Consider the following 24,214-nt stretch of genomic DNA (forward strand, 5'->3'; position numbering starts at 1 on the left):
GTTCCCATCCCAACACACGCCGACCTCAGACCGGCGGCTCCACCGGCTCCGGCGGCGCGTCCTCGGCGCGGGCGGCCGCGGCGGCCGAGGTCGCGCGGAGCTCGACCGGCGGCATGAGGAGCAGCAGGATCAGGAAGCCCACGACGCCGACGCAGGCGGCGAGCAGGAACACGTGATCCATCGACTCGGCGAAGCCGACCTTGAACGGGTGCGCGATGACCGGGTCCATCCGGTCGATGACCGAGGAGTCGTCCTGCACCTGGGCGATCAGGTCGGGGCTCGGGCCGTGGCCCGCCGCGACCGCCTGCTGCCAGGCCGGTGTCTGGGACTCCTCCTGGATCGCGTCGGCGATGTTGCCGCCGACGGTCGAGAAGAGCACCGACAAGAAGACCGCGACGCCCATGGTGCCGCCGATCTGGCGGAAGAAGGTCGCCGAGCTGGTGGCGACGCCGATCTCCCGCGGCGACACCGAGCTCTGGATGATGAGCAGCAGCGGCTGCATGCAGTTGCCGAGCCCGAGGCCGAGCACCAGCATCGCGAGGCTGAGCTTCCACAGCGGGGTGTCCGCACCGGTGAGCGTCAGCAGGAAGAGGCCGATCGACATCACCGCGGACCCGGCGACGGGGAACCAGCGGATGTGCCCGGTGCGGGAGATGATCTGGCCCGAGCTGATCGAGCCGAACATCAGGCCGGCCACCATCGGCAGCATCAGCAGGCCGGACTCGGTGGGCGAGGCGCCGTGCACGATCTGGAGGTAGAGCGGCAGCAGCATGATGCCGCCGAACATCGCGACACCGACGATCACGCTGGCCACGATGGTGACCGCTGCCGCGCGGATCCGGAAGATCCGCAGCGGGATCAGCGCCGCGTCGCCCATGGCCCGCTCGGCGAGGTAGAAGGCGACGAGACCGATCGCCCCCACGACGTACGCCGTGACCGACCGCGGCGAGTCCCAGCCCCACTCGCGGCCCTGCTCGGCGACGGTCAGCAGCGGCACCAGGCCCACGACGAGCGCGGCGGCGCCCCACCAGTCGATCCGGATGCCCACGGCGCGGGTGTGGTGGACGTGCAGGGTGCGGTAGACGACCGCGAGGGCGGCGATGCCGATCGGGACGTTGACCAGGAAGACCCAGCGCCAGCCGCTGATCCCCAGGATGGTGTCGGCGCCGGCGAAGAAGCCGCCGATGAGCGGGCCGAGCACGCTCGAGGTGCCGAACATCGCCATGAAGTAGCCCGTGTAGCGAGCCCGCTCGCGCGGCGACACGATGTCGCCGATGATCGCGAGCACGAGCGTGAAGAGGCCACCGGCGCCGAGGCCCTGGAAGGCGCGCGCGGCCGCGAGCTCGTACATCGAGTCGGCGAACGAGCAGAGCGCCGAGCCGATCACGAAGACCGAGATCGCGAACATGAAGAGCTTCTTGCGGCCGTAGAGGTCGCCGAGCTTGCCGTAGATCGGCGTCGTGATCGTCGCGGTGATCAGGTACGCCGTGGTCACCCACGCCTGCACCGACAGGCCGTTGAGGTCGTCGGCGATCGTGCGGATGGACGTGCTCACGATCGTCTGGTCGAGCGCACCCAGGAACATGCCGAGCATGAGCCCCGAGAGGATGGTGACGATCTGACGGTGGGAGTACTCGCCGGAGTGGTCCTCGGCCTGCGGAGTGGTCTGCTCGGTCATCGCCGGCCAGCCTAGCCCGGCCGGTGCCCTATGCGGAGACTGTCTCCTCCAACGCGCACGCCGCCTCGAGGAGGAACCGGTCGCGGCCGTGCGCGGCGACGAGCTGGAGCCCGACCGGGAGTCCGCCGGCGGTCCGGCCGAAGGGCACCGAGATCGCCGGGCAGCCGGTCACGGTGATGAAGTACGCCGCCCGCATCCAGTCGAGGTAGGTGGCCATGGGGCGGCCGTTGATCTCGGTCGGGAACTCCTGGTCGGCCGGGAAGGGCGGCACCTGCGAGACCGGCAGCACGAGCAGGTCGTGCTGCTCGAAGAAGAGCCGCATCCGCTCCGCCAGCGCGGTGCGCTGGGCGTAGGCGCGGGCCACGTCGGCGCCGGTGAGGTGCTCCCCCGCCCGGATGTTGTCGGCCAGCGACTGCTTGAAGGCGTCGGGGTGGGCCGCGAGCCGCTCCCCGAACCGGGCCTGGAAGTGCCAGGCCCGCAGAGTGCGGAAGGTGTCGTCGGCCTCGGGCAGGTCGGGGTGGGCGTCGGTGACCGTGGCGCCGGCGGACGAGAGCACGGCGGCCGACGCGCCGACGATCGACGCGACCTCGTGGTCGACCTCGATCGACCCGCCGAGGTCCGTCGACACCGCGACCCGCAGGCCGGCCAGGCTGCCGCCGAGCGGCGGCGCGAAGGCCGCGCCGGGGTCGCCGAGCGCCTGCGGAGCCCGCGGGTCCGGGCCGGCCATCACGCTCAGCAGCAGGGCCAGGTCCCCCACGTTGCGCGCCATCGGGCCACCCACGGACGTGGTCTCCCACTGGTTGTAGAGCGGCCACTCCGGGACCCGGCCGAGGCTGGGCCGCAGGCCGACGACGCCGCAGAACGACGCGGGGTTGCGCAGCGACCCGCCCATGTCGGAGCCATCGGCGAGCGGCACCATCCCGGACGCCAGGGCGGCCGCTGCGCCGCCGGACGAACCGCCCGCGGACCGGGACGGGTCGACCGGGTTGAGGGTCGTGCCGAAGACGCGGTTGAAGGTGTGGGAGCCGGCCGCGAACTCCGGCACGTTGGTCTTGCCGATGGTGACCACGCCGGCGCGGCGTACGCGCTCGACGATCAGCTCGTCGTGGTCGGGCACGTGGTCGGCGTACAGGACGGAGCCGTAGGTGGTGCGCCAGCCGGCGACGGCGTGGGTGTCCTTGAACGCGAACGGCAGTCCGTGCAGCGGGCCGACCTCCCGGCCGGCGGCCAGCGCCTCGTCGGCGGCCGCGGCCCCCGACCGGGCGCGCTCCTCGTCGAGCGAGACGATCGCGTTGAGCTGCGGGTTGCGCTCCGCGATCCGCTCGAGATGCAGGTCGAGGAGCTCGCGCGCCGAGATCTCGCGGCGGCGTACGGCGGCCGCCTGGTCGCGGGCGGTCGAGTCGACGGTGAGAGCCGTCATCGCCGACCGAAGACGCGACCGACGATGACGCCGAGCACGACCAGGCCGGCACCGACGGCGATGCCCTTGAGGAAGTCTCCGTCTCCGCTGGTCGAGCTCGTCGAGACCCCCGGGCGCGCGAAGACCACGCCAGGTGCGTCGGCCGGGCCGGCGCCGGTCGGCGCCTCGACGGGCTCGACCACCGGTCCGCTCGTGATCGCCTGGCCGACGTTGCCGAAGAACTCGCCGGCCATCCGCTTGGACACGCTGGTGAGCATCCGCTGGCCGACCCCGCCGACCATGCCGCCGACGACCGCGTCGGCCTCGTAGGCGATCTGCGTCGCGCCGGGCGAGGGCTCGGTGAAGGAGACCTGGACGGTCGCGTCGATGGTGCCGGGCGCACCCGCACCGGACAGGCGCATGGTGAGACCGCGGTGCTGGTCGAGGTCGGAGAGCGTGCACTGGCCCTGGTAGGTGCCCTTGATCGCGGCGACACCGGCCGTGACCGTCATGTCGTAGGCGTGGTCACCGGGGCCGCCGGTCGCCACGAGCCGCTCGCAGCCGGGGATGGTGGCGACCAGGACGCGCGGGTCGAGCAGCGCGTCCCACACCTTGTCGACGGGCTGCTCGAGGACGTTGGTGCCGCTGATCTTCATGAGGAGTGCTCCTGGCGCAGGGTGAACAGTTCGGAGGGAGAGATCGGCATCGCGGTGATGGGGATGCCCTCGGCGTCCTCGATGGCGGCGGCGAAGACCGCGGCGGACGGGATCACCCCGGCCTCGCCCGCACCCTTGATGCCGAGCGGGTTGAGCGGCGAGGCGGTCTCGAGGTGGTCGACGTCGATGCCGTCGGGGACCTCGGTGACGTAGGGCATGAGGAAGTCCATGAACGACGCGTTGAGCAGCTGCCCGGACTCGTCGTACGCCATCCGCTCGTAGAGCGCTCCCCCGACGCCCTGGGCGACGCCGCCGTGGATCTGGCCCTCGACGATCATCGGGTTGATCAGCTTGCCGCAGTCGTGGACGACGGCGTACTTGAGGATCGTGATCTCGGCGGTGTCGGGGTCGGTCTCGACGATGACGGCGTGCATGCCGGACGCGAACGTCGCGCGCTCGGGCGAGTAGAAGTCCTTGCCCTCGAGCCCCGGCTCCTCGTCCTCGGGCACCGGCGGCTTGCCGGGGTCGCCGACGGAGAACTGGGTGGCGGCCTTGGACGCCTCGTCGAAGGCGTAGCGCAGCGGGTTGGAGAGCACGGAGACCGTGCCGAGGTCGATCGAGGTGCCGGGCGAGCCCTTCACCGACACGACGCCGTCGACGATCTGCAGGTCCTTCTCGTCGGCCTCCAGCGCCTCGGCGGCGATCTTGAGGACCTTCTCCTTGGCACGCTTGGCCGCGAGGTGGATAGCGGACCCGCTCATCACCGCCGCGCGCGAGGCGAAGGTGCCCACGGCGTACGGCATCCGGCGGGTGTCGCCGGTGACGACCTCGACGTCCTCGAACGGACACCCGAGCTCGTCGGCGACCAGCTGCGCGAAGACCGTCGCATGGCCCTGGCCCTGGGTGGTCAGGCCGGTGGCGACCTTCACCTTGCCGGAGGTCTCGATGTGGACGTGCGCGCCCTCGTAGGGACCGACGCCGGTGCCCTCGACGTAGCAGGCGAGGCCGATGCCGACCCGGCGGCCCTGCGCGGCCATCTCGGCCTGGAAGGCCGGGAACTCGTCCCAGCCGACGAGCGCCTTGATCTTCTCCAGCGAGGCCGGGTAGTCGCCCGAGTCGTACTCCAGCTCGCGGCCGTCCTGGAAGATCAGGCCCTGGTCGTAGGGGAACTCGTCGGGCTGGATGAAGTTGACCGCGCGCACCTCGGTGCGGTCCTTGCCGAGGTACGCCGCGATCGCGTCCATGGTGCGCTCCATGGCGTAGCAGCCCTGCGGCCGGCCGGCGCCGCGGTAGGGCGTCACCATGACCGTGTTGGTGTAGAGCGACTCGAAGACCACCCGGTAGTTCTGCGGCTTGTAGGGCCCGAGCAGCTGGGTGGAGGTGATGATCGGGACGATCAGGCCGTACGGCGTGAACGCGCCGTGGTCGTGCCAGAACTCCACGTCGAGCCCGAGCAGCCGCCCGTCGTCGTCGAAGCCGACCTCGATGTGGTGGACCTGACCGCGCTCGTGCGCGGAGGAGATGAAGTGCTCGCGGCGGTCCTCGGTGAACTTCACCGTGCGGCCGAGCGCCCGCGCGGCCATCGGGACCAGCAGCTCCTCGGGCCACGGGTGGTTGATCTTCACGCCGAAGCCGCCGCCGACGTCCGGGGTGACGACGTCGACCTGACCGAGGCCGAGGCCCATCTTCACCGCGACCGCAGCGCGAACACCGGTCGAGCTCTGCGTCGAGGTCCACACCTGCAGCCGGTGCAGGTCGGGGTCCCAGCGCGCGACGGTGCCGCGGCCCTCCATCGGCATGCAGGCGCTGCGCTCGACGGTGAGGTCCAGGCTCAGCGTGTGCGGCGCCCGGGCGATCGCGGCCTTGGCGTCGCCGACCTCCTGCTCGAGGCGGGCGCCGACGTTGCCGGGCACGTCGTCGTGGACGAGACGCTCCGCGGCGCGGGCGGCCGCGATCCCCACCACGGGCGGCAGGAACTCGTAGTCGACCCGGATCCGCGCGACGGCGTCCTCGGCGACGTACCGGTCCTCGGCCACGACGAAGGCGATCGCCTCGCCGACGTAGTTGACCTCGTCCTTGGCCAGCGCGTACTGCGTGCGGCCGTGGGTGAGCGCGGGGTGTGGGATCAGCAGCGGCAGCGGCTCGGCCATCGGACCGGTGAGGTCGTCGTAGGTGTAGACCGCGTGCACGCCCTCGACGTCGAGGACGTCGGCGACGTCGATGTCGAGGATCCGCGCGTGGGCGTGCGGCGAGCGGAGGACCGCGGCGTGCAGCACCTGCTGCTCGACGGCCACGTCGTCGACGTACCGGCCCAGGCCACGCAGGAAGCGCTGGTCCTCGACCCGCTGGACGCCCTGGCCCATCAGCTTGGTCGTCATGACGCACCTCCGGTGGTCGAGGTGCGAGCCTCGGAACCCAGCTCCGCTGCTCGCTCGACCGCCTTGACGATGTTCTGGTAGCCCGTGCAGCGGCAGAGGTTGCCGGCGATCATGTCGCGCGCCTCCTCGTGCGTGGGCTGGGGGTTGTCGCGCAGACCGGCGGTGATGGTGGTGAGGAAGCCGGGGGTGCAGAAGCCGCACTGGAGGCCGTGGCACTCCGCGAAGGCCTGCTGCACCGGGCTCAGCGAGCCGTCGGCGTGGGTGAGTCCCTCGACCGTGGTGATCTCGTGGTCCACCGCCGAGACGGCGAACATCAGGCACGCCCGCATCGGCTCGCCGTCGACCAGGACGGTGCACGCCCCGCACACGCCGTGCTCGCAGCCGACGTGGGTGCCGGTCAGCCGGAGGTCGTGGCGCAGCGCGTCCGACAGCAGCCGCCGCGCGGGCACCCGGATCTCGTGGCTGGCGCCGTTGACGGTCAGGCGTACGTCGTGCAGCTCCTCGCTCACCGTGCTCCCTCCGCGTGCTGGTCGGCCCACTCCCGAGCCGATCGAACCACCTTGCCGGTGAGCACCCGCACAAGCTGGGCGCGGTAGGCCGCGGTGGCGTGGATGTCGTCGGCGGGCTCGAGCTGCGCGAGCGCCGCCTCCCCCAGGTCCGCGTCGTCGACGCCCGAGAGGTCGACGACGGTGGGGACGTCGCTGACGGACAGGTAGCCGACCTCGACCGACTCACCCTCGACGAGGGCGGCCGCGCCGACAAGCGCGTAGTCGCCGTGCCGGCGGGCCAGCTCCTGGAAGGCCACACCCGCACCCGGCGCCAGCGCCGGGAAGAACGCCGAGACCGCGATCTCGTCGTGGTGCAGCGAGGACTCCAGCGGCCCGACGTACAGCTCGCTCGCCGGGATCGTCCGGCGGCCGCTCGGGCCGTCGACGTCGACCGACCCGCCCAGCAGGGACAGGACGACCGGCATCTCCGCGGCGGCGTCGGCGTGGATCAACGAGCCGACGGTGGTGCCACGGTTGCGGATCGTGGCGTGGGCGACGTGCGCGAGCGCCATCGGCACCAGCGGCTGCACCCGGCGCACGTCGGGTGAGGCCAGGACGGCGGCGTGCCGGGCGAGCGCACCGATGCGCACGCCGCCGTCCTCGACCTCGATGGCATCCAGGCCCGGGATCGCGTTGATGTCCACGAGCATCGCCGGGGCGGCGAGGCGCATCGACAGCAGCGGCACCAGGCTCTGGCCGCCGGCCAGCACCTTGGCGTTCGGCTCGCCGGCCAGGATCTGCACCGCCTCGGCGATCGATCCTGGCCGGCGGTAGTCGAACGGTGCTGGCTTCACAGGACCTTCGTCACCTCTCCGGAGGTTCGGTCGGTGTGGCTGCCCCGGCGGTTCACCAGGTGGAAGTAGACGATCACCATGATCGTGCCCAGGGCGATGCCGCTGAGCGAGAAGTCGTCGGTGATCTTCAGCGTCACGCCACCCACACCGGCGATGATGCCTGCCGCCAGGCCGACCATGTTGACTGGGTCGCCGAAGTCGACGCGGTTCTCGACCCAGATCTTGGCGCCGACCAGGCCGATCATGCCGTAGAGCACGACGGTGATGCCGCCGAGGACACCGCCCGGGGTGGCGTTGACGATCGCGCCGAACTTCGGGCACAGGCCCAGCAGGATCGCGACGATCGCCGCCACGTAGTAGGCGGCGGTCGAGTAGACCCGGGTCGCCCCCATGACGCCGATGTTCTCGGCGTACGTCGTGGTCGGCGAGCCGCCGAAGAGGCTGGCCAGCGCGGTCGCGCCGCCGTCGGCGGCGATGGCCCGGCCCATGTACGGGTCGAGGTTCTCACCGGTCATCTCGGCGACGGCCTTGACGTGGCCCGTGTTCTCCGCGATCAGCGCGATGACGCCGGGCAGCACCAGGAGGATGAAGGTCAGCGAGAAGCTCGGGCTGTGCACGGCGTCGACGCCGTCGGCGAGGGTGCCGCTCGGCAGGCCGATCAGGTCGGCGGCCTTGACCGCGGACCAGGACACGCGGTCGTGGGCGACCGGCTCGCAGCCGGTGCCACCGCAGGAGGTGATCTGCCCGAAGATGCCGTCGAAGATCCACGAGATCAGGTAGCCGAAGATCAGCGCGAGGAACACCGCGATCCGCGACCAGAAGCCGGGCAGCAGCACCGCGGCGATGATCATGAAGGTGGCGGTGAGCAGCGCCACCCACTGGTCCTGGGGCCAGTAGATGCCGGCCACGACCGGGGCCAGGTTGAAGCCGATCAGCATCACCACGGCACCGGTGACCGCCGGCGGCAGCACCTTGTGGATCAGGCCGGCACCGGCGAAGTGGACGAGGACGCCCACCGCGAGGAGGACCAGGCCGGAGACCAGGATCGCTCCGGTCACGTCGGCCGAGTCGCCGCCCTGGGCGCGGATCGCGGCCACACCGGCGACGAACGAGGCGCTGGTGCCGAGGTAGCTCGGGACCCGGTTCTGGGTGACCAGCAGGAACAGGATCGTGCAGATGCCCGAGAAGAGGATCGCGAGGTTGGGGTCCAGCCCCATGACGACCGGGAACACGAACGTGGCACCGAACATGGCGACGACGTGCTGGGCACCGATGCCCACGGTCTTGCCCCAGTTGAGGCGTTGGTTCGGCGCGACGGCCTCACCTGGTCGGGGATCGACTACATCCCACTTGAACATCGACATGACACACACCCTTTCGGCGTCAGGACGGGCCCGAGTCCGCTCAACCTAATGAGAGCCATGACACACCTTCGACGGCGACAGATGCCGAAGGAACGCCGTACCCACTGGCACCTCTTGTGGGCGGGTCGGGGCGCCGGAATCCCTGTCACACAGGCGTGATCGGCGTGTGATCAGCCGTTGACCGGGAGGGCGGTCAGGTGGCCATCTCGAGCACCCGCAGGGCCACCGCGACGTCGAGCCGCAGGTGCGGGTCCGTCGACAACGGGCCGAGCAGCCGCTCGAGCTTGGAGACCCGGTAGCGCATCGTGTTGTAGTGGAAGAACTGCAGGCGCGCGGCCTCCGCGACGTTGAAGTTGGTGTCCAGCAGCACCTGCAGGGTCTCGCGCAGGTCGGCGGCCTCCGTCGTGCGCTCGCCGAGCGGGCCGAGGACGTCCTCGACGAAGGCGCGCAGCTCGGCCGAGCCGGTCGGGGTGTCCGGGATCAGCGCGATCAGCCGGTGCAGGCCGAGCTGGTCGAAGAACGTCGTCGAGCCGCCGCCGTTGACCCGACGACCGACCTCGACCGCCCGCCGGGCCTGGGCGTACGCCGCCGGCAGCTCGTCGAGCCCGCGGGCGACCCGGCCCACGCCGACCGAGAAGGGCCGACGGCCGCCGCCCTTGTCGCCGGCCACCGCGGTGACGGCACGCCGGACGACGCCGTGGCCGTCGACGGGCTCGCCGTCGCCCTCCAGGATCGGCAGCAGCGTGACGACCTCGGAGGAGAAGTCGGCGGTGGGGATGCCGGGCTCCAGGGTGTCGGCGACCTGCCGCCAGGCGGCGGAGAAGCGCTCCTGCCACTGGCGCCGCTGGGTGCTCGACACGGGCTCCTCCCCGACGACCGGGTCGATCTCGGCGACCACGACGACGACCGGCCGGGAGAGGTCCCAGCCGAAGGTCTCGGCGTGCTCGGCGACGTACGCCGCGGACGCCGTACGACGCAGCAGGACGTCGCGCAGGAAGTCGCCCTGGTACTTGTTCTCGACCGCGGTCACGGCCTGCTCCCGCGTGATCAGCAGCGCGGCGACGGCCGCGGCCCGCTCGAGCGCGTGCACGTCGTCGTCGGAGAGCTGCTGGTCGGGGCGCACGGCGACCAGGCGCGCGAGGTCGACGCCGCCGGCGGCGACCCGGGAGACGTGGGAGGGATGGGGGCCGCCGGCCCCCATCCGCTCGACCCGCAGCCGACCGGTCGGGTCGACCAGACCGGCCTCCGCGAGCAGCTCGCGGTGGTCGTCGCGGAGCGCCGACGCCCGGACCCGACCGTCGGTCGAGGTGAAGGCGACGCCGACGTCGAGGACCCGGCCGACCTCGGCGGCGATGCCGTCGAGGTTGCCGCCCTCGAGCACGATCTGGGTCAGCCCGGTGTGCAGCGCATCGACCCGGGCGAGCGCCGCACTGGCGAGCTCCTCGCGGTCACCTGTTATCAACATCTGCACTCCCCTGCCCCCGCTGTTGGCACAACCTCACATCGGCAAACCGTAATCGACCCGGATAGCGTCGGGAAGGTGATCCCCGTCGGTGCACCTCTCCGCGTCCGGGATCACCTGCGCGGAGCGGCCGACGGAGTGGTGCCGGTAGTGCACCGCGGACGCGACGCGGTCTACCTCGACGTGGCCGGTCGCTGCGTCGGCGTCGTCGGGCGCCGGGCGACCGCCGTCCCGAGCGCGCTGCGCACCACTCTCGACGCCCTCGACGTCACCGCCGCCTCGCTCGCGGGTGGCGTGCTGCACCTCGACGGCGAGCCGCTGGTCGTCGGCCGGATCGTCGACGTGTCCGTGCCGTCGCTCCCCGGCGTCGTGATCGGGGCGGCCGTCGCCGCCCCGCCCCCGGGCGAGGTGGCGGCGATGATCGGGCGGGGCGACGGGCTGACGCCGTACGACGACGACGTGCTCTGCGGCTGGCTCGCGGTGCACCGCGCGGCCGGGATCGCGACGCCCGACGTCGACGCCGAGGTCCGCGCCCACCTGCACCGCACCACGCTGCTCTCCGCGACGCTGCTCGAGTGCGCGATGCACGGCGAGGCGATCCCCGAGTTCGCGGCCTGGCTGGCCGCACCCGACGACCCCGACCGCACCGCGGCCCTCGCCGCGGTCGGCCACACCTCCGGACGCGGGATGCTCCAGGGCGCCCGCGCCGCACTCCACTCCCTGAAAGAGGCCGCATGACCCACACTCACGTCGAGCTCCGGCCCGGCGCGTACGCCGACTCGGTGACGCTGCTGCAGGTGAGCCGGACCGTCCAGGGCCTCGACGGCGTGCTCGCCGCCCAGGTCGCGATGGCGACGCCGCTCAACGTCGAGGTGCTGACCGGCATGGGCTTCGAGGTCCCGGACGCGACGCCGAACGACCTCGTGGTCGCGCTCCGGCTCGCCGCAGCCGACGGGCTGGCGGCCGCGCTGGCCGGGGTCGACCAGGCGCTGCGCGACGCGACCAAGCGGGTCGAGGGTCCGACCGAGGTCGCGCCGCCCCGCACGACGGCCAGCGCGCTGCGCCGCTCTGCCGGGACTCCGGGCCATGACGCGATCGCGCTCGTCTCCGTCCCCGGCGCGAGCGCGCTGGTCGAGGCGATGGACGCGGTCGACGCCGGCCGCGACGTGATGGTCTTCAGCGACAACGTGCCGGTCGAGCAGGAGGTCGCCCTCAAGCGCGCCGCCGCCGAGCGCGGCGTCTTGGTCATGGGTCCCGACTGCGGCACCGCTGTCGTCGGCGGCCTCGGGCTCGGCTTCGCCAACGTGGTCTCCCCCGGCCCGGTCGGCATCGTCGCCGCGTCGGGCACCGGCTGCCAACAGCTGCTCGCGCTCCTCGACCACGCCGGGGTCGGCGTCTCGTCCGCGCTCGGCGTCGGCGGCCGCGACCTCTCCGCCGAGGTCGGCGGGCTGGCCACCCGGGAGGCCCTGCGCCGGCTCGATGCCGACCCGGCCGTCGAGCTGATCGTGCTCGCGTCGAAGCCCCCGGCGCCCGAGGTGGCCACCGAGATCGAGGCGTACGCCGCCTCGCTCGGCACCCCCGTCGAGCTCGCCCTGCTGGGGCCGGGCCAGCCCGACCTCACCGCGGCCGCCGAGAGCGTGCTGCGCCGGCTCGGTCGGGAGGTCCCCGCCTGGCCGGTCGTCGACCCGACAGAGGGCCTGCGTCGGGTCGACGGGGTGGTCCGCGGGCTCTTCGTCGGCGGCACGCTCAAGAGCGAGGCCCAGCTGATCGCCGGCACCGAGGGCGGTCACACGTTCGTCGACTTCGGCGACGACGAGTACACGACCGGCCGTGCCCACCCGATGATCGACCCGTCCCTGCGCCTGGAGCACCTCGCCCGCGCGGCCACCGACCCCGACACCGGCGTGCTGCTGCTCGACGTCGTGCTGGGCCACGGTGCCGAGCCCGACCCCGCGGCCGCCCTGGCCCCCGCGCTCGCCGGCATCGCCCAGCCCGTGGTGGTGGCCGTCGTCGGCACCGCCGCCGACCCGCAGGACCGCGACCGACAGGTCCGCGCGCTGGTCGAGGCCGGTGCCGAGGTGCACCTCTCCAACGCCGGCGCCACCCGCCGTGCCCTCGAGCTGATCGGAGCCCAGTCGTGACCACCCCCGCCGGAGTCGTGAACGTCGGTGCCGATCTCCTCGGCGACGCCGTCGCCGACCAGGCCACCCCGGTCACCCGTGTCGACTGGCGCCCGCCGATGGCCGGCACCGAGACCGACCTCGCGACCGTCGCCGCCGACCCCCGCCGCCGGGAGGCGAACGAGCGCGCGGTCGCCGCGATGCTCGACGTGACCGCGACCCTGGTCGACGTGCTGCCCGCCTCCGAGGCGCTGGGCCTGCAGCGCGGTGAGTTCCTGCACGCCGGCCCGCCGATCGGCTGGGACCGCGCGTCCGGCCCGCTGCGCGGCGCGCTCCTGGGCGGCGCCGCGCTCGAGGGGCTGGTCGAGGATCCCGAGGACGCCGCCGCGCTCTTCGAGTCCGGCACGTCCGTCTCGCTCGAGCCCTGCCACCACCGCTCCGCGGTCGGGCCGATGGCCGGCGTGGTCACCCCGAGCATGTGGATGTTCGTGCTCGAGGACGCCGCCAGCGGCCGCCGTACCTACTGCTCCCTCAACGAGGGACTCGGCAAGGTGCTCCGGTACGGCGCCTACTCACCCGAGGTGCTGACCCGGCTCCGGTGGATGGGCGACGTGCTCGGCCCGCTCCTGCAGAAGGCCGTGCGGGGCACGGCTCCGGTCGACGTCACCGGCATCCTCACCCAGATGCTGCAGATGGGCGACGAGGCCCACAACCGCAACCGCGCCGGCACCCTGATGCTGCTGCGCGACCTCTCACCCGCCATGGTCGCCGTGGGCGTCGACAGCGCGGACGTCGCCGAGTCGCTGCGCTTCATCGGCGGCAACGACCACTTCTTCCTCAACCTCGCGATGCCCGCCTGCAAGCTCGCCCTCGACGCCGCTCGGGGCACCGAGGGGTCGACGATGGTGGTCGCGATGGCCCGCAACGGCACCGACTTCGGCATCCAGGTCGCCGGCACCGGCGACGAGTGGTTCACCGGCCCGGCGCAGCTGGCCGACGGCCTCTTCCTCGGCGACTACGGCCCGGACGACGCCAACCCCGACATCGGCGACTCGGCGATCACCGAGACCGCGGGCATCGGCGGCTTCGCGATGGCGACCGCGCCCGCGATCGTCCGCTTCGTCGGCGGCTCGGTGCCCGACGCGCTGGCCACCACGCGCCGGATGCACGAGATCACGCTGGCCGAGAACCCGCGCTGGTCGGTGCCGGTGCTCGAGTTCCAGGGCACCCCGACCGGCATCGACGTCTCGAAGGTCTGCCGCACCGGGATCCTCCCGCAGATCAACACCGGCATGGCCGGCAAGGTCGCGGGCGTGGGTCAGGTCGGCGCCGGGCTCGTCACGCCGCCGGCCGAGATCTTCCCGAAGGCGCTGGCCCGGCTGGCTGAGCTGGCGGGTCAGTAGCGCAGCCAGCCCCGGAAGCCGATCACCGCGCCCTGGTCCCGGCTGGCGTCGAGGAAGACGTAGAGCGGCCCACCCGGGACGTGCTCGCGATCGGCGAGGACGCCGCTGCTCCGCTGCACCTCGTGGAAGTAGCCGTCGTAGCCGCGGATCTCCCCGCCGGTCACCACCATCGTGTGCCAGCCCTCGTCGCCCCAGCCGCACAGCCAGCTGTTCTGGCCGGTGCCGAGGTGCGAGGCGTAGACGTAGACCTCGTGCCGCCACACCCGGGAGTCGCGGCCACCCGGTGCGTCGCGGCAGCGGGTGGGCGTCGAGGCCCAGCGCACCTGCGTCGAGCTGCGGAACGGGTAGCTGTCGTACCAGGTGCGGGACTCGGCCCAGCCCTGGCAGATGCCGGCGTTGTCGCGCCAGCTGCCCTCGCAGCTGCCGGTCCGGACGTCACCGGTCCGGTAGGCGTTGATGTGGAAGTGCACGTGATGCCAGGAACCGCTGCTGCTGCCGGCGTCCTCGTCGTTCGCGGCCGCGCTCCCGACGGGGAGCACGAGGCTGGACAGCGCGGTCAGGATCGTGAGGACCGCGGCGGCGGCCCTGCCCGGAGACGTCATGCCAGGACGGTAGGGACGAGTACCGGACCGGCACTGTCGGCTTCCTGACAGATGGCAGCTCGGGCTCAGACCAGGTCCGGCGGTCTCCAGAAGGCCTTGGTGATGTCGACGCTGCCCGACGGACGCAGCGGCGTGCCCTCCTCGAGGTAGGCCTGGTGGGCCTCGCCCTGGTGGCTCTCCGGGAGCGACCCGTCGGCGCGCACCACCCGCCACCAGGTCGCTCCACCGCCGTGCCGCGCCATCGCCGACCCGACCAGCCGCGGGCCGCCGCCACCCACCACCGCACCGACCACCTCCGCGATGGCGCCGTACGTCGTGACCCGGCCGCGGGGCACCGTGTCGACGCACCGCAGCACCAGCTCGACGTACTCCTCGATGTCCAGGCTCACGGCTGCGCCTCCCGGTCGGAGCCGGCGAGCGCGACGGCGGCGGCGAGGGTGGCCGCCAGCGCGACCGCGACGCCGGTGACCCAGATGCCGTGCTGCGCGGTGTCGTCGCGCAGACCCCGGCCGAGCAGCCAGGTCGGCGGCACCACCAGCAGGACCAGGGCACCGCGGACCGCCCAGCGCCGGACCAGCGGTCCGTGCACCGGCATCTCGCCCGGTCCGTAGGACGCCAGCACGGCGGCGACGTGGGAGACGACCAGGGCGACGACGGCGACCAGCACCATCGGGTCGAGCCCGTCCTCGAGCGCGAGCGTCCACCAGGCCAGCACGGCGAGATAGGTCGCGATGCCGACCGACGACTCGGGCAGCGCGGCGAAGCCGACCGCGAGGGCCAGGATCGGCAGCAGCACCCACCACGGCGCCCACGACCCGGCCGGTCCGGTGGCGAGCACCGCGACGACGGGCCCGAGCAGGACGAGCCCGCGCAGCACCAGCTGGCTGGCCGTGAGGTCGCCGAGGCCCTCGGCCCAGCCCCTCACCGGCCCGCCACCCGCGGCAGGGCGGCGCGGCGGGCGAGGCTGCGCAGCACCCGGTCGATGGTGCCCGGGCCGCGCCACGGCACGACCGGGCAGCCCAAGGTCGCGAGCCGGTCGAGGACCAGGCTGCGCTCGAGGCTCCGCATCCGCCAGGCCAGGGCGGCGAGGGCGGGGTCAGTGTCCTCGGGCACGGCCGGTCGTACGTCGGGGGGCAGCGTGTCGACGACCAGGACGGCCACGCCGCGGCGGGTGAGCGTCGCGGCGGCGGTCCCGACGGACTCGGCCAGCATCGGGGAGAAGACCAGCACGACGGTGCCGCCGGTGACGCCGAGCTGGAGCAGTCCGCCGCCCTGCTCGGCCCGGCCGTCGAGCTCGCCGGGCCGGATCGCGGCGAGAGTGTGCTGCACCCGGCGGAGGTGCCGGGCGCCGGTGCCGTAGCCGACGTGCTCGCGACCGCGCCCGATCACCCGGAGCGCGACCCGGTCGCCGCTGCGGACGTGGTGCTCGGCGACGGCGGAGGCCGCACGGACCGCCACGTCCAGGCTGCTGGCCTCGCCGTCGATGCCGCCCGAGGCGCCGTGGTCGGCGAGCGCGTCGACCACGAGGAGCACGCCGGTGTCCTCCTCGGCGCGTGCCGTGACCACGTGCAGGTCACCGGTGCGGAGCGAGACCCGCCAGTTGACCCGCCGGAGCCGGTCGCCGGGCTGGAAGGGCCGGATCCCGTCGAGCTCGGTGCCGCTCCCCCGGCGCCGGGACCGGTGCGCGCCGACCAGGCCGAGCGGCTGGGGCACCTCCGCGCGGGAGTCGTACGGCGCCGGCCCGGGCAGCACCCGCACGAGCTGCCCGCCGGCGGTCACGGGGCCGAAGCGGTAGCCGGCCCACGGGGTGAAGAGCGCGACCCGCTCCTCGCCGAGCAGCCGCCGACCCCACCTCCGCGGTCCGATCTCGATGTCGGGCACCGGCTCGTCGCCGAGCAGCGCCGCGACCCGGCCGTCCCGCGGACGGGCGACGACGTACGGCGCCTCCTGCACGACCCGGGTCAGCACCTCGGCGTCGTCGGCGTCGGTGACGGCGAGCCGGGAGGTGGTGCCCTGGCCCTCGTGCAGCACCTGGTGGTCGAGCGCGGAGCCGACCGTCGGGGTGCGCTCGGGCCGGTGCAGCAGGCCGATGCCGGTGAGCAGCACGAACGGCGCCCCGATCACCACCAGCGACGGGTCGCTGAGCAGCAGCGCGCCGGCGACCGCGAGCGCTGCGGTCACCATGGATCGCGCCAGCGCCGCGGTCGGCCGCCAGCGTGCGTCGAGCGGCGCCTGGTTCATCGGTGGTGCTCGAGGGCGGTGGGCGTCGGGACCTGGCCGAGCACCTGGTCGACGACCGTCCGTCCGCTGGCGTCGCTCATCCAGAGCTCGGGCCGGACCGTGATCCGGTGCGCGAGCACCGAGCGTGCGATGGCCTTCACGTCCTCGGGGATCACGTAGTCGCGGCGGCGCATCACCGCGAAGGCCCGCGCCGCCAGCACGAGCCCGAGCGACCCGCGCGGTGAGGCGCCGGTGAGCACATCGGGGTGGGTCCGGGTGGCGGTGGCGAGGTCGACGCAGTAGCGGCCGACGCTCTCGTCGACCGTGACCGTCTCGACGGCCTGCTGCATGGCGAGCAGGCCGGCGGCGTCGGTGACCTCCTCGAGGTCGACCTCCTCCTTGCGGCGGTCGAGGCGCCGGGCGAGCACGTCGTACTCCTCCTGCTTGCCGGGGTAGCCGAAGCTGACCCGCAGCAGGAATCGGTCGAGCTGGGCCTCGGGCAGCGGGAAGGTGCCTTCGTACTCGATCGGGTTGGCGGTGGCGAGCACGTGGAAGGGCTGCGGCAGCGCGAAGGTCTCGCCCTCGACGGTGACCTGTCGCTCCTGCATCGCCTCCAGCAGCGCCGCCTGGGTCTTGGGCGGGGTGCGGTTGATCTCGTCGGCGAGCAGCAGTCCGGTGAAGAGCGGGCCGGGCCGGAAGTCGAAGCGCGACTCCCGCTGGTCGTAGACGAAGGAGCCGGTGAGGTCGGCGGGCAGCAGGTCCGGGGTGAACTGCGCGCGCCGGAAGTCCAGCCCGAGGGCGCGGGCGAAGGAGCGCGCGGCCAGCGTCTTGCCGAGTCCCGGGTAGTCCTCGAGCAGGACGTGGCCCTGGGCGAGGATCGCGGCCAGCACCTGCATCAGCGCCTCGCGCTTGCCGACGACGGCCTTCTCCACCTCGACGAGCACGCGGTCGGCGAGGTCGGCCGCCTCGGGGACGGTCAGTGTGGTCATGCTCAGAGCTCCTCGATCCGGGTCAGGCAACGGTCCAGCTGGGCGGGCGCGACGCGGCGTGGCGGCCCGGTGAGCAGGTCGGTGAGCTCCGGGCCGAGCAGCGTCGCGGCGCTCGGGTCGTCGCGGCCGACGCCGTGGCGCTGGCGCAGCACCTGGTCGGCCAGCACCCCGAGCCGGTCGCGCAGCGCCCGGTCGTCCTCCTTGGCGGACAGGTGCGACTCGAGGAGCGCGACGTAGCGGCCCAGGCGCGGGTCGCCGCCCGCACGTACGGCGTGCAGCTCGGACTCGACGGTCCAGACCGGCTCGTCGCCGGCGAGCGCGTCGACGACCAGGCCGACGAGGGCGGTGTAGGTGCCGACGAGCAGGGCCAGCCGAAGCGGGTCGGGGTCGAGGTCGAGCACCGTCAGCACGACCTCGAGCACGACGTAGACGACCACGGCGGCCGCGCCGCGGCGCCACCAGCGCGCCCTCGCGCTCACGCGGTGACCCCCAGGGACCGGCCGAGCGTGCGGTGGATGGTGTCGAGCGCCTCGAGCGCCTCGGCCCGGTGCTGCTCGGTCACGGGGTGCTCGGAGAACCGGGCCTCGCGGAAGAGCGCGGCCAGCCGGGCGACCGCCGAGGTGTCGGCGTCGACCAGGTCGAGCACGCGCAGGGTGTACTCCGCCGAGGTCTCCCAGGGGCGGCGCTCGATGCCCGCCGACGCGGCCTGGTCCTCGAAGCGGCTCCAGCAGGCGACGACGGCGTTGCGCGGGTCTCCCTCGGTGAGGGCCGCGCGCTGCGCCGCGGCGTCGGCGAGCATCTCGCGGGCCACGGCCGCGCCGTGACCCAGGACGTCGAGCTCGACGGCGGCGTCGCGCGCCGAGCGGGTGTGTCGTCGGCGCCGCTCCCGGCGTACCCGGACCGCCCAGCGGGTGCCCCGGTAGACGAGGTAGCCGGCGACGACGACGGTGGCCAGGTTGAGGATCAACGCCAGGACGGCGAAGACCTTGCCCTTGCCGGTGAGGTCCCGGTTGGGGTCGACGATCTTCTCGTCGGCGCGTCCCTCGCCGGAGTCGGACGTGGAGGCGTCGGTCGGCGACGCGGTGTTGCGCCCGGGCCCGTCGCCGCGCAGCACGTCGCCGGGGCCGATCGAGGCGGCCCAGGTGACCAGCAGGACGGCGAGCAGGGTGGTGACGACGACCGTCGCCACCGCCACAACACCAGCGCGCCGAGCGGACATGTGCGGCAACTTACCCGCACACGCCCGCCCGGCGGCGGCTCAGATCAGGTGGCGCAGCGGCTCTCTCAGAGAACCGGGTCGAACGGCTCGGTGCCGTTGACCAGCTGCAGGCCCGAGATGCCCGAGTGCGCCTGCGCGTAGGCGAGCTCCTTGCCGAGGTCGCCGATGTTGTTCGACGCCGGGAGCGGGGCCAGGCCGAGGGTCGAGAGGACGCCGATCGCCTTGCCGTCGGCGCTCACGAACGCCGAGCCCGAGTCGCCGGGGATGCCCGGGGAGACGGTGTAGAGCGGGTGCGACCAGCCACCGTCGGCGGCCTGGTCGCCGAGGCTGATGCCGGTGTGCGGCGACAGCACCGAGATGCCGGCCCGGAGGCTGGAGTTGCCGTAGGTCCAGACGCGGTCGCCGGCGGCGGTGCCGTCGGTGTCGATGCCGGTCGGGCCGCCCCAGAACGGGATCGACGGGTTGACCTTCGAGACGTCGGCGGCGTCGACCTTCACCAGGGCGAGGTCGTTGTAGGCGCAGGTGTTGGCGTCGGTCTCGCCGATGCTGTGCATGGTGTTCCACGACGAGTAGGCCAGGGTGCCGGAGCCGACCTGGGTGCCCTCGTCGATGAGGCTGCCGCCCTCGTTGAAGGTGACCTTGGTGCCGAGCGGCAGCGACTGGGTCGAGCAGCCGTCGGTGTCGGTGGACGAGCCGGTGCCGGCGCAGTGGGCGGCGTAGCCGACGTAGGTGGCGCCCGAGCCGTCGGTGAAGACGAAGTTGGCGGTGCACTGCGCACCCTCGGTGTACATCATCGTGCCGGGGTGGATGGCGGCGCTGTCGGCCGGCGCCCAGCTCTGGGCGGACGTGGCCGGCGCGGCGGTCGAGATGGCGGCGGCGAGGACGCCGGCGCTGATGATCGTGCCGGCGCCGATGAGGCGGTGAGTGATGCGCATGAGGTGGTGACCCTCCCTGGGATGTGCAGGTGCACGGACGGGGTCTCAACGACCCCCTCCCAGGGAGGGTTACGCCCCGGTAACGGACGGTTGCCGTCCGTCACCGGTCAGTACGAGGGCTGGCTCGGATCGATCTGGTTGACCCAGGCGACGACGCCGCCGCCGACGTGGACGGCGTCGGCGTACCCGGCGCCCTTCACGATGGCCAGCGTCTCGGCCGAGCGGACTCCCGACTTGCAGTGCATGACGATCTGCTTGTCCGACGGCAGCTTCTCGAGGGCGGACCCGTTGAGGAAGTCGCCCTTCGGGATCAGGATCGAGCCCGGGATCTTGTTGATCTCGTACTCGTTGGGCTCACGCACGTCGACCAGGACGAAGTCCCGGGTGCCCTCGGCGCGCTCCTTGAGCATGTGCTCGAGCTGGACGACCGAGATCGTCGAGCCGGCGGCCGCCTCGGCGGCGTCGTCGGAGATCGCGCCGCAGAAGGTCTCGTAGTCGATGAGACCGGTGACGGTCGGGTTGTCGCCGCACAGCGCACAGTTGGGGTCCTTGCGCACCTTGAGCTTGCGGTACTCCATCTCCAGGGCGTCGTAGATCATCAGCTTGCCGATCAGCGGCTCGCCGATGCCGGTGAGCAGCTTGATGGCCTCGTTGACCTGGATCGAGCCGATGCTGGCGCAGAGCACGCCCAGCACGCCGCCCTCGGCGCAGCTCGGGACCATGCCCGGCGGCGGGGGCTCGGGGTAGAGGCAGCGGTAGCACGGCGCGTCGTCGGCCATCGTCGGCGCGAAGACCGAGGCCTGGCCGTCGAAGCGGTAGATCGAGCCCCAGACGTAGGGGATGCCCAGGAAGTACGCCGCGTCGTTGACCATGTAGCGGGTCGCGAAGTTGTCGGTGCCGTCGACGATCAGGTCGTAGCCACGGAAGATCTCCATGACGTTGTCGTTGTCGAGACGGGTCTCGTGCACGATCACGTTCACGTAGGGGTTGGTCTCGGCGATCGACTCCTTGGCCGACTGCGCCTTCGACTTCCCGATGTCCGACTGGCCGTGGATGATCTGGCGCTGCAGGTTGGACTCGTCGACCTCGTCGAACTCCGCGATGCCGAGCGTGTGCACACCGGCCGCGGCCAGGTAGAGGAGGGCGGGGCTGCCGAGGCCACCGGCGCCGATGACCAGCACCTTGGCGTTCTTGAGCCGCTTCTGACCGGTCATCCCGACGTCCGGGATGATCAGGTGGCGGCTGTAGCGGCGGACCTCGTCGATGGTCAGCTCGTCCGCGGGCTCCACGAGCGCGGGAAAGGACACGGCGTACTCCTCAGGGTCGGTTCGTCGGCGCAACAACCTCCGACCTCGCCATGTTCCCCGCCAGGACGACACGTGCCGCGCCGTGTCCCGTCATCCGGACGCGGGTGACCGACCGGTATCTTGTGCGCGTGACGGCAGAGCAGTACGACGCCCCGGCGGCCCGGCCCCGTGGTGCCCGCATGCCCCGACGCGAGCGACGCGCCCAGCTGATGGCGTCCGCGCTCGAGGTCTTCGTCGCGCAGGGCTACCACGCAGCGGCGATGGACGACATCGCCGAGCGGGCCGGCGTCTCCAAGCCGGTGCTCTACCAGCACTTCCCCGGCAAGCTCGACCTCTACCTCGCGCTGCTCGAGGTCTCCTGCGACACGATCATCGCCAACTGCCGCGAGGCGCTGGAGTCGACGCACGACAACAAGCAGCGCGTGGCGGCCACGATGGACGTGTTCTTCGCCTACGTCTCGGCCGACACCGGCGCCTTCCGGCTGGTCTTCGAGTCCGACCTGACCAACGAGCCCGCGGTCCGCGAGCAGGTCGAGCGGGTCACCAGCGAGTGCGCGGCCCTGATCGCCCACGTGATCGCCGACGACACTGGCCTGCCGTCCGACGCGGCCCGGCTGCTCGCGGTCTCGCTCGTGGGCATGGCGCAGGTCAGCGCTCGCTACTGGCTCTCCGACCCCGGCGGCATCGGCCAGTCCGACGCCGCCGCCCTGGTGGCGGGCCTCGCCTGGCGCGGCATCCGCGGCTACCCCCTCACCGACGACCACTGACCCGGCACACTTGCCGGCGAACCATCAGACCAAGCAAGGAGGACCTCGTGGAGGTCAAGATCGGCGTCCAGAACGCTGCCCGTGAGCTCACCGTCGAGGTGGAGGACAGCCTCGAGAACCTCGAGAAGGCCGTGAGCGACGCGGTCGCCACCGAGGGCGTGCTGTCCCTCAGCGACAACAAGGGCCGCAAGGTCATCGTCCCGGTCGCCAAGCTCGCGTACGTCGAGATCGGCCACGGGGTCGCGGGCCAGGTCGGCTTCCGTTCGTAACGGATCCACAGGTAACGGAGTAGCGCCGGGCTGCGGCCCGGCGAGATGATGCGGCCATGGTCGCGGCGCTGCTCTGGGCCCTCGTCGGGGGCATCGTGCTCGGTTTCCTCGGCAAGCTCTTCGCGCCCGGAGACACCGACCGGGTGCCGCTGTGGCTCACGATCCTCTGCGGCATCGGCGGCGGCCTGATCGGCAACTTCCTCTACAGCCTCTTCTTCGAGCCCCAGACCCGCGGCATCGACTGGTGGCGGCACGGCTGGCAGGTCGCCACCGCCGCCGTCCTCGTCGGCCTCGCCGCCGGCGCCTCCACCCGCGAGCGGGTCTGACCCGGCGCTGGTTGAGCCCGCCCGCCCGCTGGTTGAGCCCGTCCGCTGGTTGAGGTGCGAAGGCGCCCCGGCGCCTGAGCCTCGAAACCCCGCAACTGTCCCTAACGTCCCTGTCCGCCTCCCCCGGCGTGGGTGACGAAAGACAGTTCGAGGAATACGTGGTCACCGTCCGCCGTGGTCACCCGGGAGCGATTTCCAGTTCGCTGTCGACTTCACCGTCCGCTCGGGTCGACCGCGGTGGCCCGGACCGAAAGAAGAAAGAAAGATCGAATCAGACTAGAACACCTGTTCGATTCGATGTAGAATCAGATATGGCCGCGACGCAGACTCCTACCGCACCGAACCCACCGTCGGTGCTGCTGGATGCCGCCGCGGAACAGACCCGGATCGCTCTGCTCGCCGAGGCCGAGCGGCTCGACCTGGCGCTGCGGTGGGCCCACGCCCACCCCGCGCCGGTCACCGACGCCGTCGTCGACGAGCTCGGCGACCTGGTCATGTACGCCGACCAGCCCGCCACCCTGGCAGGAGAAGGCGCGCCCGGCATGTCGGAGTTCGCGGTCGCCGAGTTCGCCACCGCCTGCGGACTCTCCACCTACCAGGGCCGCGCACTGATCGGCGCCGCCCTCGAAGCCCACCACCGCCTCCCGCGCCTCTGGTCGAAGGTGATGGCCGGGGACGTGGCGGTGTGGAAGGTCCGCCGGGTCACCGAACAGACCCACCGCCTCCCACCCGGCGCCGCCACCGAGGTCGACACCGTGCTCGCGCCGATCATCGGGACCTGCACCTACGCCCAGATCGAGAAGACCGTCGCCGCAGCCGCCGCACGCGTCGACGACGAACACGAGGAGATGGAACGCCTCGACCGCTGGCAGCAACAACACCTCGAGGTCCGCCTCGACGCCGCCGCCCTCAACGGCGGCCTCGTGCCCGTCTCCGGGCTCCTGGACTACCCCGACGCCCTCGCCCTCGAAGCACGGCTCAAGACCGGAGCCGCACTCCTCGGCGAGACCCACCCCGACCTGCCGCTCGACATCCGCCGCGCAATGGCCGCCGGCCGACTCGGCGCCACCGGCAATGCCGTGTCACGGGAGGTCGTGGTCTACACCCACCACGACCCCGACCAGATCCACGGCATCATCGACATCGAAGGCAGCCACGGCCGCCTCGGGCACACCACCCTCGACCAGCTCGACGACTGGTGCCAGCTCCCCAACACCCGCGTGACCATCAAGCCGGTGCTCGAGCTCGACGCCGAACTCTCCGTCGACCGCTACGAGCCATCCACCGCCCAGCGGGAGCAGGCCATCCTGACCTGCCCCACCTGCGTCTTCCCCGGCTGCGCGAAGAACGCCCGCGGCTGCGACCTCGACCACATCGTCGCCTACGCACAGGGCGGGAAGACCACCTCCTGGAACCTCGCCCCCCCTGTGCCGCTACCACCACCGCCTCAAGACCTTCGGCCACTGGACCTACACCAGGCTCGCCCGCACCCGGTTCGAATGGACCTCACCATCCGGCAAGCACTACCTCGTCGACCTCACCCACAAGCGACGACGAACCCGCTGACCCCACCCCACCGGCCGACGGAAAGGACCCGGTGGGGCCACCGTCATGTCTGTGCTTCGGTCCGGGCCACCACGTTCGACCCCGACGTACCCGCAAGCCGGGAGGCAGCTGGAAATCGCTTCGGGTGCCACAGCGGACGGTGACCCCTTGTGGACAGCTCCGGGGTTTCGAGGCGCCAGGGCGCCAGGGCACGCCTTCGCACCTCAACCGCC

Annotated in this window: 24 protein-coding genes; 7 read left to right on the forward strand and 17 right to left on the reverse strand. The window is 72.5% G+C overall.

What is annotated here, in order from left to right:
- Nucleotides 1–25: 25 nt before the first annotated feature.
- The 8 genes from K8U61_RS03685 to K8U61_RS03720 all read right to left on the reverse strand — a co-directional run bounded on the left by K8U61_RS03685 (nucleotide 26) and on the right by K8U61_RS03720 (nucleotide 10,282).
- The gene (locus K8U61_RS03685) at nucleotides 26–1,678 is read right to left on the reverse strand and encodes an MDR family MFS transporter (protein ID WP_224121609.1); all 1,653 of its coding nucleotides are present in this window, start codon (nucleotides 1,676–1,678) and stop codon (nucleotides 26–28) included.
- Between the two features lie 28 nt (nucleotides 1,679–1,706).
- Nucleotides 1,707–3,098 (reverse strand): amidase, encoded by a 1,392-nt coding sequence (locus K8U61_RS03690; protein ID WP_224121610.1) that lies wholly within the window; start codon nucleotides 3,096–3,098, stop codon nucleotides 1,707–1,709.
- Nucleotides 3,095–3,733 carry an SRPBCC family protein gene (locus tag K8U61_RS03695; protein ID WP_224121611.1) on the reverse strand — a complete coding sequence of 213 codons (639 nt, stop codon included), beginning with the start codon at nucleotides 3,731–3,733 and terminating at the stop codon, nucleotides 3,095–3,097. Before K8U61_RS03695 ends, K8U61_RS03690 begins: the two co-directional genes overlap by 4 nt.
- The gene (gene cutA / locus K8U61_RS03700) at nucleotides 3,730–6,111 is read right to left on the reverse strand and encodes an aerobic carbon-monoxide dehydrogenase large subunit (protein WP_224121612.1); all 2,382 of its coding nucleotides are present in this window, start codon (nucleotides 6,109–6,111) and stop codon (nucleotides 3,730–3,732) included. The genes K8U61_RS03695 and cutA overlap by 4 nt, the downstream gene beginning before the upstream one ends.
- A complete protein-coding gene (locus tag K8U61_RS03705; RefSeq protein ID WP_224121613.1) occupies nucleotides 6,108–6,620 on the reverse strand; it encodes a (2Fe-2S)-binding protein in 513 nt (170 codons plus the stop codon). Before K8U61_RS03705 ends, cutA begins: the two co-directional genes overlap by 4 nt.
- Complete coding sequence (locus K8U61_RS03710) at nucleotides 6,617–7,453, reverse strand: FAD binding domain-containing protein (RefSeq protein WP_224121614.1); 837 nt, start codon at nucleotides 7,451–7,453, stop codon at nucleotides 6,617–6,619. The genes K8U61_RS03705 and K8U61_RS03710 overlap by 4 nt, the downstream gene beginning before the upstream one ends.
- Nucleotides 7,450–8,817, reverse strand: a complete 1,368-nt coding sequence (locus K8U61_RS03715) for a uracil-xanthine permease family protein (RefSeq protein ID WP_224121615.1) — start codon at nucleotides 8,815–8,817, stop codon at nucleotides 7,450–7,452. Before K8U61_RS03715 ends, K8U61_RS03710 begins: the two co-directional genes overlap by 4 nt.
- 193 nt (nucleotides 8,818–9,010) lie before the next feature.
- Nucleotides 9,011–10,282 carry a PucR family transcriptional regulator gene (locus K8U61_RS03720; RefSeq protein WP_224121616.1) on the reverse strand — a complete coding sequence of 424 codons (1,272 nt, stop codon included), beginning with the start codon at nucleotides 10,280–10,282 and terminating at the stop codon, nucleotides 9,011–9,013.
- Between the two features lie 147 nt (nucleotides 10,283–10,429).
- On the opposite strand from K8U61_RS03720, the gene K8U61_RS25345 reads away from it, so the two are divergent.
- From K8U61_RS25345 to K8U61_RS03735, 3 genes are read left to right on the forward strand one after another with little or no spacing between them, the layout of a single operon-like run.
- Nucleotides 10,430–11,017, forward strand: a complete 588-nt coding sequence (locus tag K8U61_RS25345; RefSeq protein WP_224121617.1) for an oxamate carbamoyltransferase subunit AllH family protein — start codon at nucleotides 10,430–10,432, stop codon at nucleotides 11,015–11,017.
- Entirely contained in the window at nucleotides 11,014–12,420 is a 1,407-nt protein-coding gene (locus K8U61_RS03730) for an AllF/FdrA family protein (protein WP_224121618.1), read from the forward strand. Before K8U61_RS25345 ends, K8U61_RS03730 begins: the two co-directional genes overlap by 4 nt.
- On the forward strand, nucleotides 12,417–13,802 hold the full coding sequence (locus tag K8U61_RS03735) for a YlbE family protein (RefSeq protein WP_224121619.1): 1,386 nt from the start codon (nucleotides 12,417–12,419) through the stop codon (nucleotides 13,800–13,802). The genes K8U61_RS03730 and K8U61_RS03735 overlap by 4 nt, the downstream gene beginning before the upstream one ends.
- Here the strand turns inward: K8U61_RS03735 and K8U61_RS03740 are convergent.
- The 9 genes from K8U61_RS03740 to moeZ all read right to left on the reverse strand — a co-directional run bounded on the left by K8U61_RS03740 (nucleotide 13,796) and on the right by moeZ (nucleotide 21,074).
- On the reverse strand, nucleotides 13,796–14,404 hold the full coding sequence (locus tag K8U61_RS03740; protein ID WP_224121620.1) for a hypothetical protein: 609 nt from the start codon (nucleotides 14,402–14,404) through the stop codon (nucleotides 13,796–13,798). The two genes, K8U61_RS03735 and K8U61_RS03740, sit on opposite strands and share 7 nt — an antisense overlap.
- Before the next feature lie 65 nt (nucleotides 14,405–14,469).
- Nucleotides 14,470–14,793, reverse strand: coding sequence for an MGMT family protein (locus tag K8U61_RS03745; protein WP_224121621.1), 324 nt, complete (start codon nucleotides 14,791–14,793; stop codon nucleotides 14,470–14,472).
- A complete protein-coding gene (locus K8U61_RS03750) occupies nucleotides 14,790–15,329 on the reverse strand; it encodes a hypothetical protein (RefSeq protein ID WP_224121622.1) in 540 nt (179 codons plus the stop codon). Before K8U61_RS03750 ends, K8U61_RS03745 begins: the two co-directional genes overlap by 4 nt.
- Nucleotides 15,326–16,645, reverse strand: coding sequence for a DUF58 domain-containing protein (locus tag K8U61_RS03755; RefSeq protein WP_224121623.1), 1,320 nt, complete (start codon nucleotides 16,643–16,645; stop codon nucleotides 15,326–15,328). The genes K8U61_RS03750 and K8U61_RS03755 overlap by 4 nt, the downstream gene beginning before the upstream one ends.
- The gene (locus K8U61_RS03760) at nucleotides 16,642–17,613 is read right to left on the reverse strand and encodes an AAA family ATPase (protein WP_224121624.1); all 972 of its coding nucleotides are present in this window, start codon (nucleotides 17,611–17,613) and stop codon (nucleotides 16,642–16,644) included. Before K8U61_RS03760 ends, K8U61_RS03755 begins: the two co-directional genes overlap by 4 nt.
- 2 nt (nucleotides 17,614–17,615) lie before the next feature.
- On the reverse strand, nucleotides 17,616–18,092 hold the full coding sequence (locus tag K8U61_RS03765) for a hypothetical protein (protein WP_224121625.1): 477 nt from the start codon (nucleotides 18,090–18,092) through the stop codon (nucleotides 17,616–17,618).
- Nucleotides 18,089–18,832, reverse strand: a complete 744-nt coding sequence (locus K8U61_RS03770) for a DUF4129 domain-containing protein (protein WP_224121626.1) — start codon at nucleotides 18,830–18,832, stop codon at nucleotides 18,089–18,091. The genes K8U61_RS03765 and K8U61_RS03770 overlap by 4 nt, the downstream gene beginning before the upstream one ends.
- Before the next feature lie 65 nt (nucleotides 18,833–18,897).
- A complete protein-coding gene (locus K8U61_RS03775; RefSeq protein ID WP_224121627.1) occupies nucleotides 18,898–19,767 on the reverse strand; it encodes a serine protease family protein in 870 nt (289 codons plus the stop codon).
- Between the two features lie 107 nt (nucleotides 19,768–19,874).
- Nucleotides 19,875–21,074, reverse strand: coding sequence for an adenylyltransferase/sulfurtransferase MoeZ (gene moeZ, locus K8U61_RS03780; RefSeq protein WP_224121628.1), 1,200 nt, complete (start codon nucleotides 21,072–21,074; stop codon nucleotides 19,875–19,877).
- 128 nt (nucleotides 21,075–21,202) lie between these two features.
- On the opposite strand from moeZ, the gene K8U61_RS03785 reads away from it, so the two are divergent.
- The 4 genes from K8U61_RS03785 (at nucleotide 21,203) to K8U61_RS03800 (ending at nucleotide 24,145) form a co-directional block, all read left to right on the forward strand.
- A complete protein-coding gene (locus K8U61_RS03785; protein WP_372454181.1) occupies nucleotides 21,203–21,841 on the forward strand; it encodes a TetR/AcrR family transcriptional regulator in 639 nt (212 codons plus the stop codon).
- 47 nt (nucleotides 21,842–21,888) lie between these two features.
- On the forward strand, nucleotides 21,889–22,110 hold the full coding sequence (locus tag K8U61_RS03790; protein ID WP_224121629.1) for a DUF3107 domain-containing protein: 222 nt from the start codon (nucleotides 21,889–21,891) through the stop codon (nucleotides 22,108–22,110).
- A 56-nt stretch (nucleotides 22,111–22,166) separates the two neighbouring features.
- The gene (locus K8U61_RS03795) at nucleotides 22,167–22,436 is read left to right on the forward strand and encodes a GlsB/YeaQ/YmgE family stress response membrane protein (RefSeq protein ID WP_224121630.1); all 270 of its coding nucleotides are present in this window, start codon (nucleotides 22,167–22,169) and stop codon (nucleotides 22,434–22,436) included.
- 158 nt (nucleotides 22,437–22,594) lie between these two features.
- Nucleotides 22,595–24,145, forward strand: coding sequence for an HNH endonuclease signature motif containing protein (locus K8U61_RS03800; RefSeq protein WP_224121631.1), 1,551 nt, complete (start codon nucleotides 22,595–22,597; stop codon nucleotides 24,143–24,145).
- The last annotated feature ends 69 nt before the right edge of the window (nucleotides 24,146–24,214 follow it).

The sequence above is a fragment of the Nocardioides mangrovi genome, assembly GCF_020073815.1.
Taxonomy (GTDB): domain Bacteria; phylum Actinomycetota; class Actinomycetes; order Propionibacteriales; family Nocardioidaceae; genus Nocardioides; species Nocardioides mangrovi.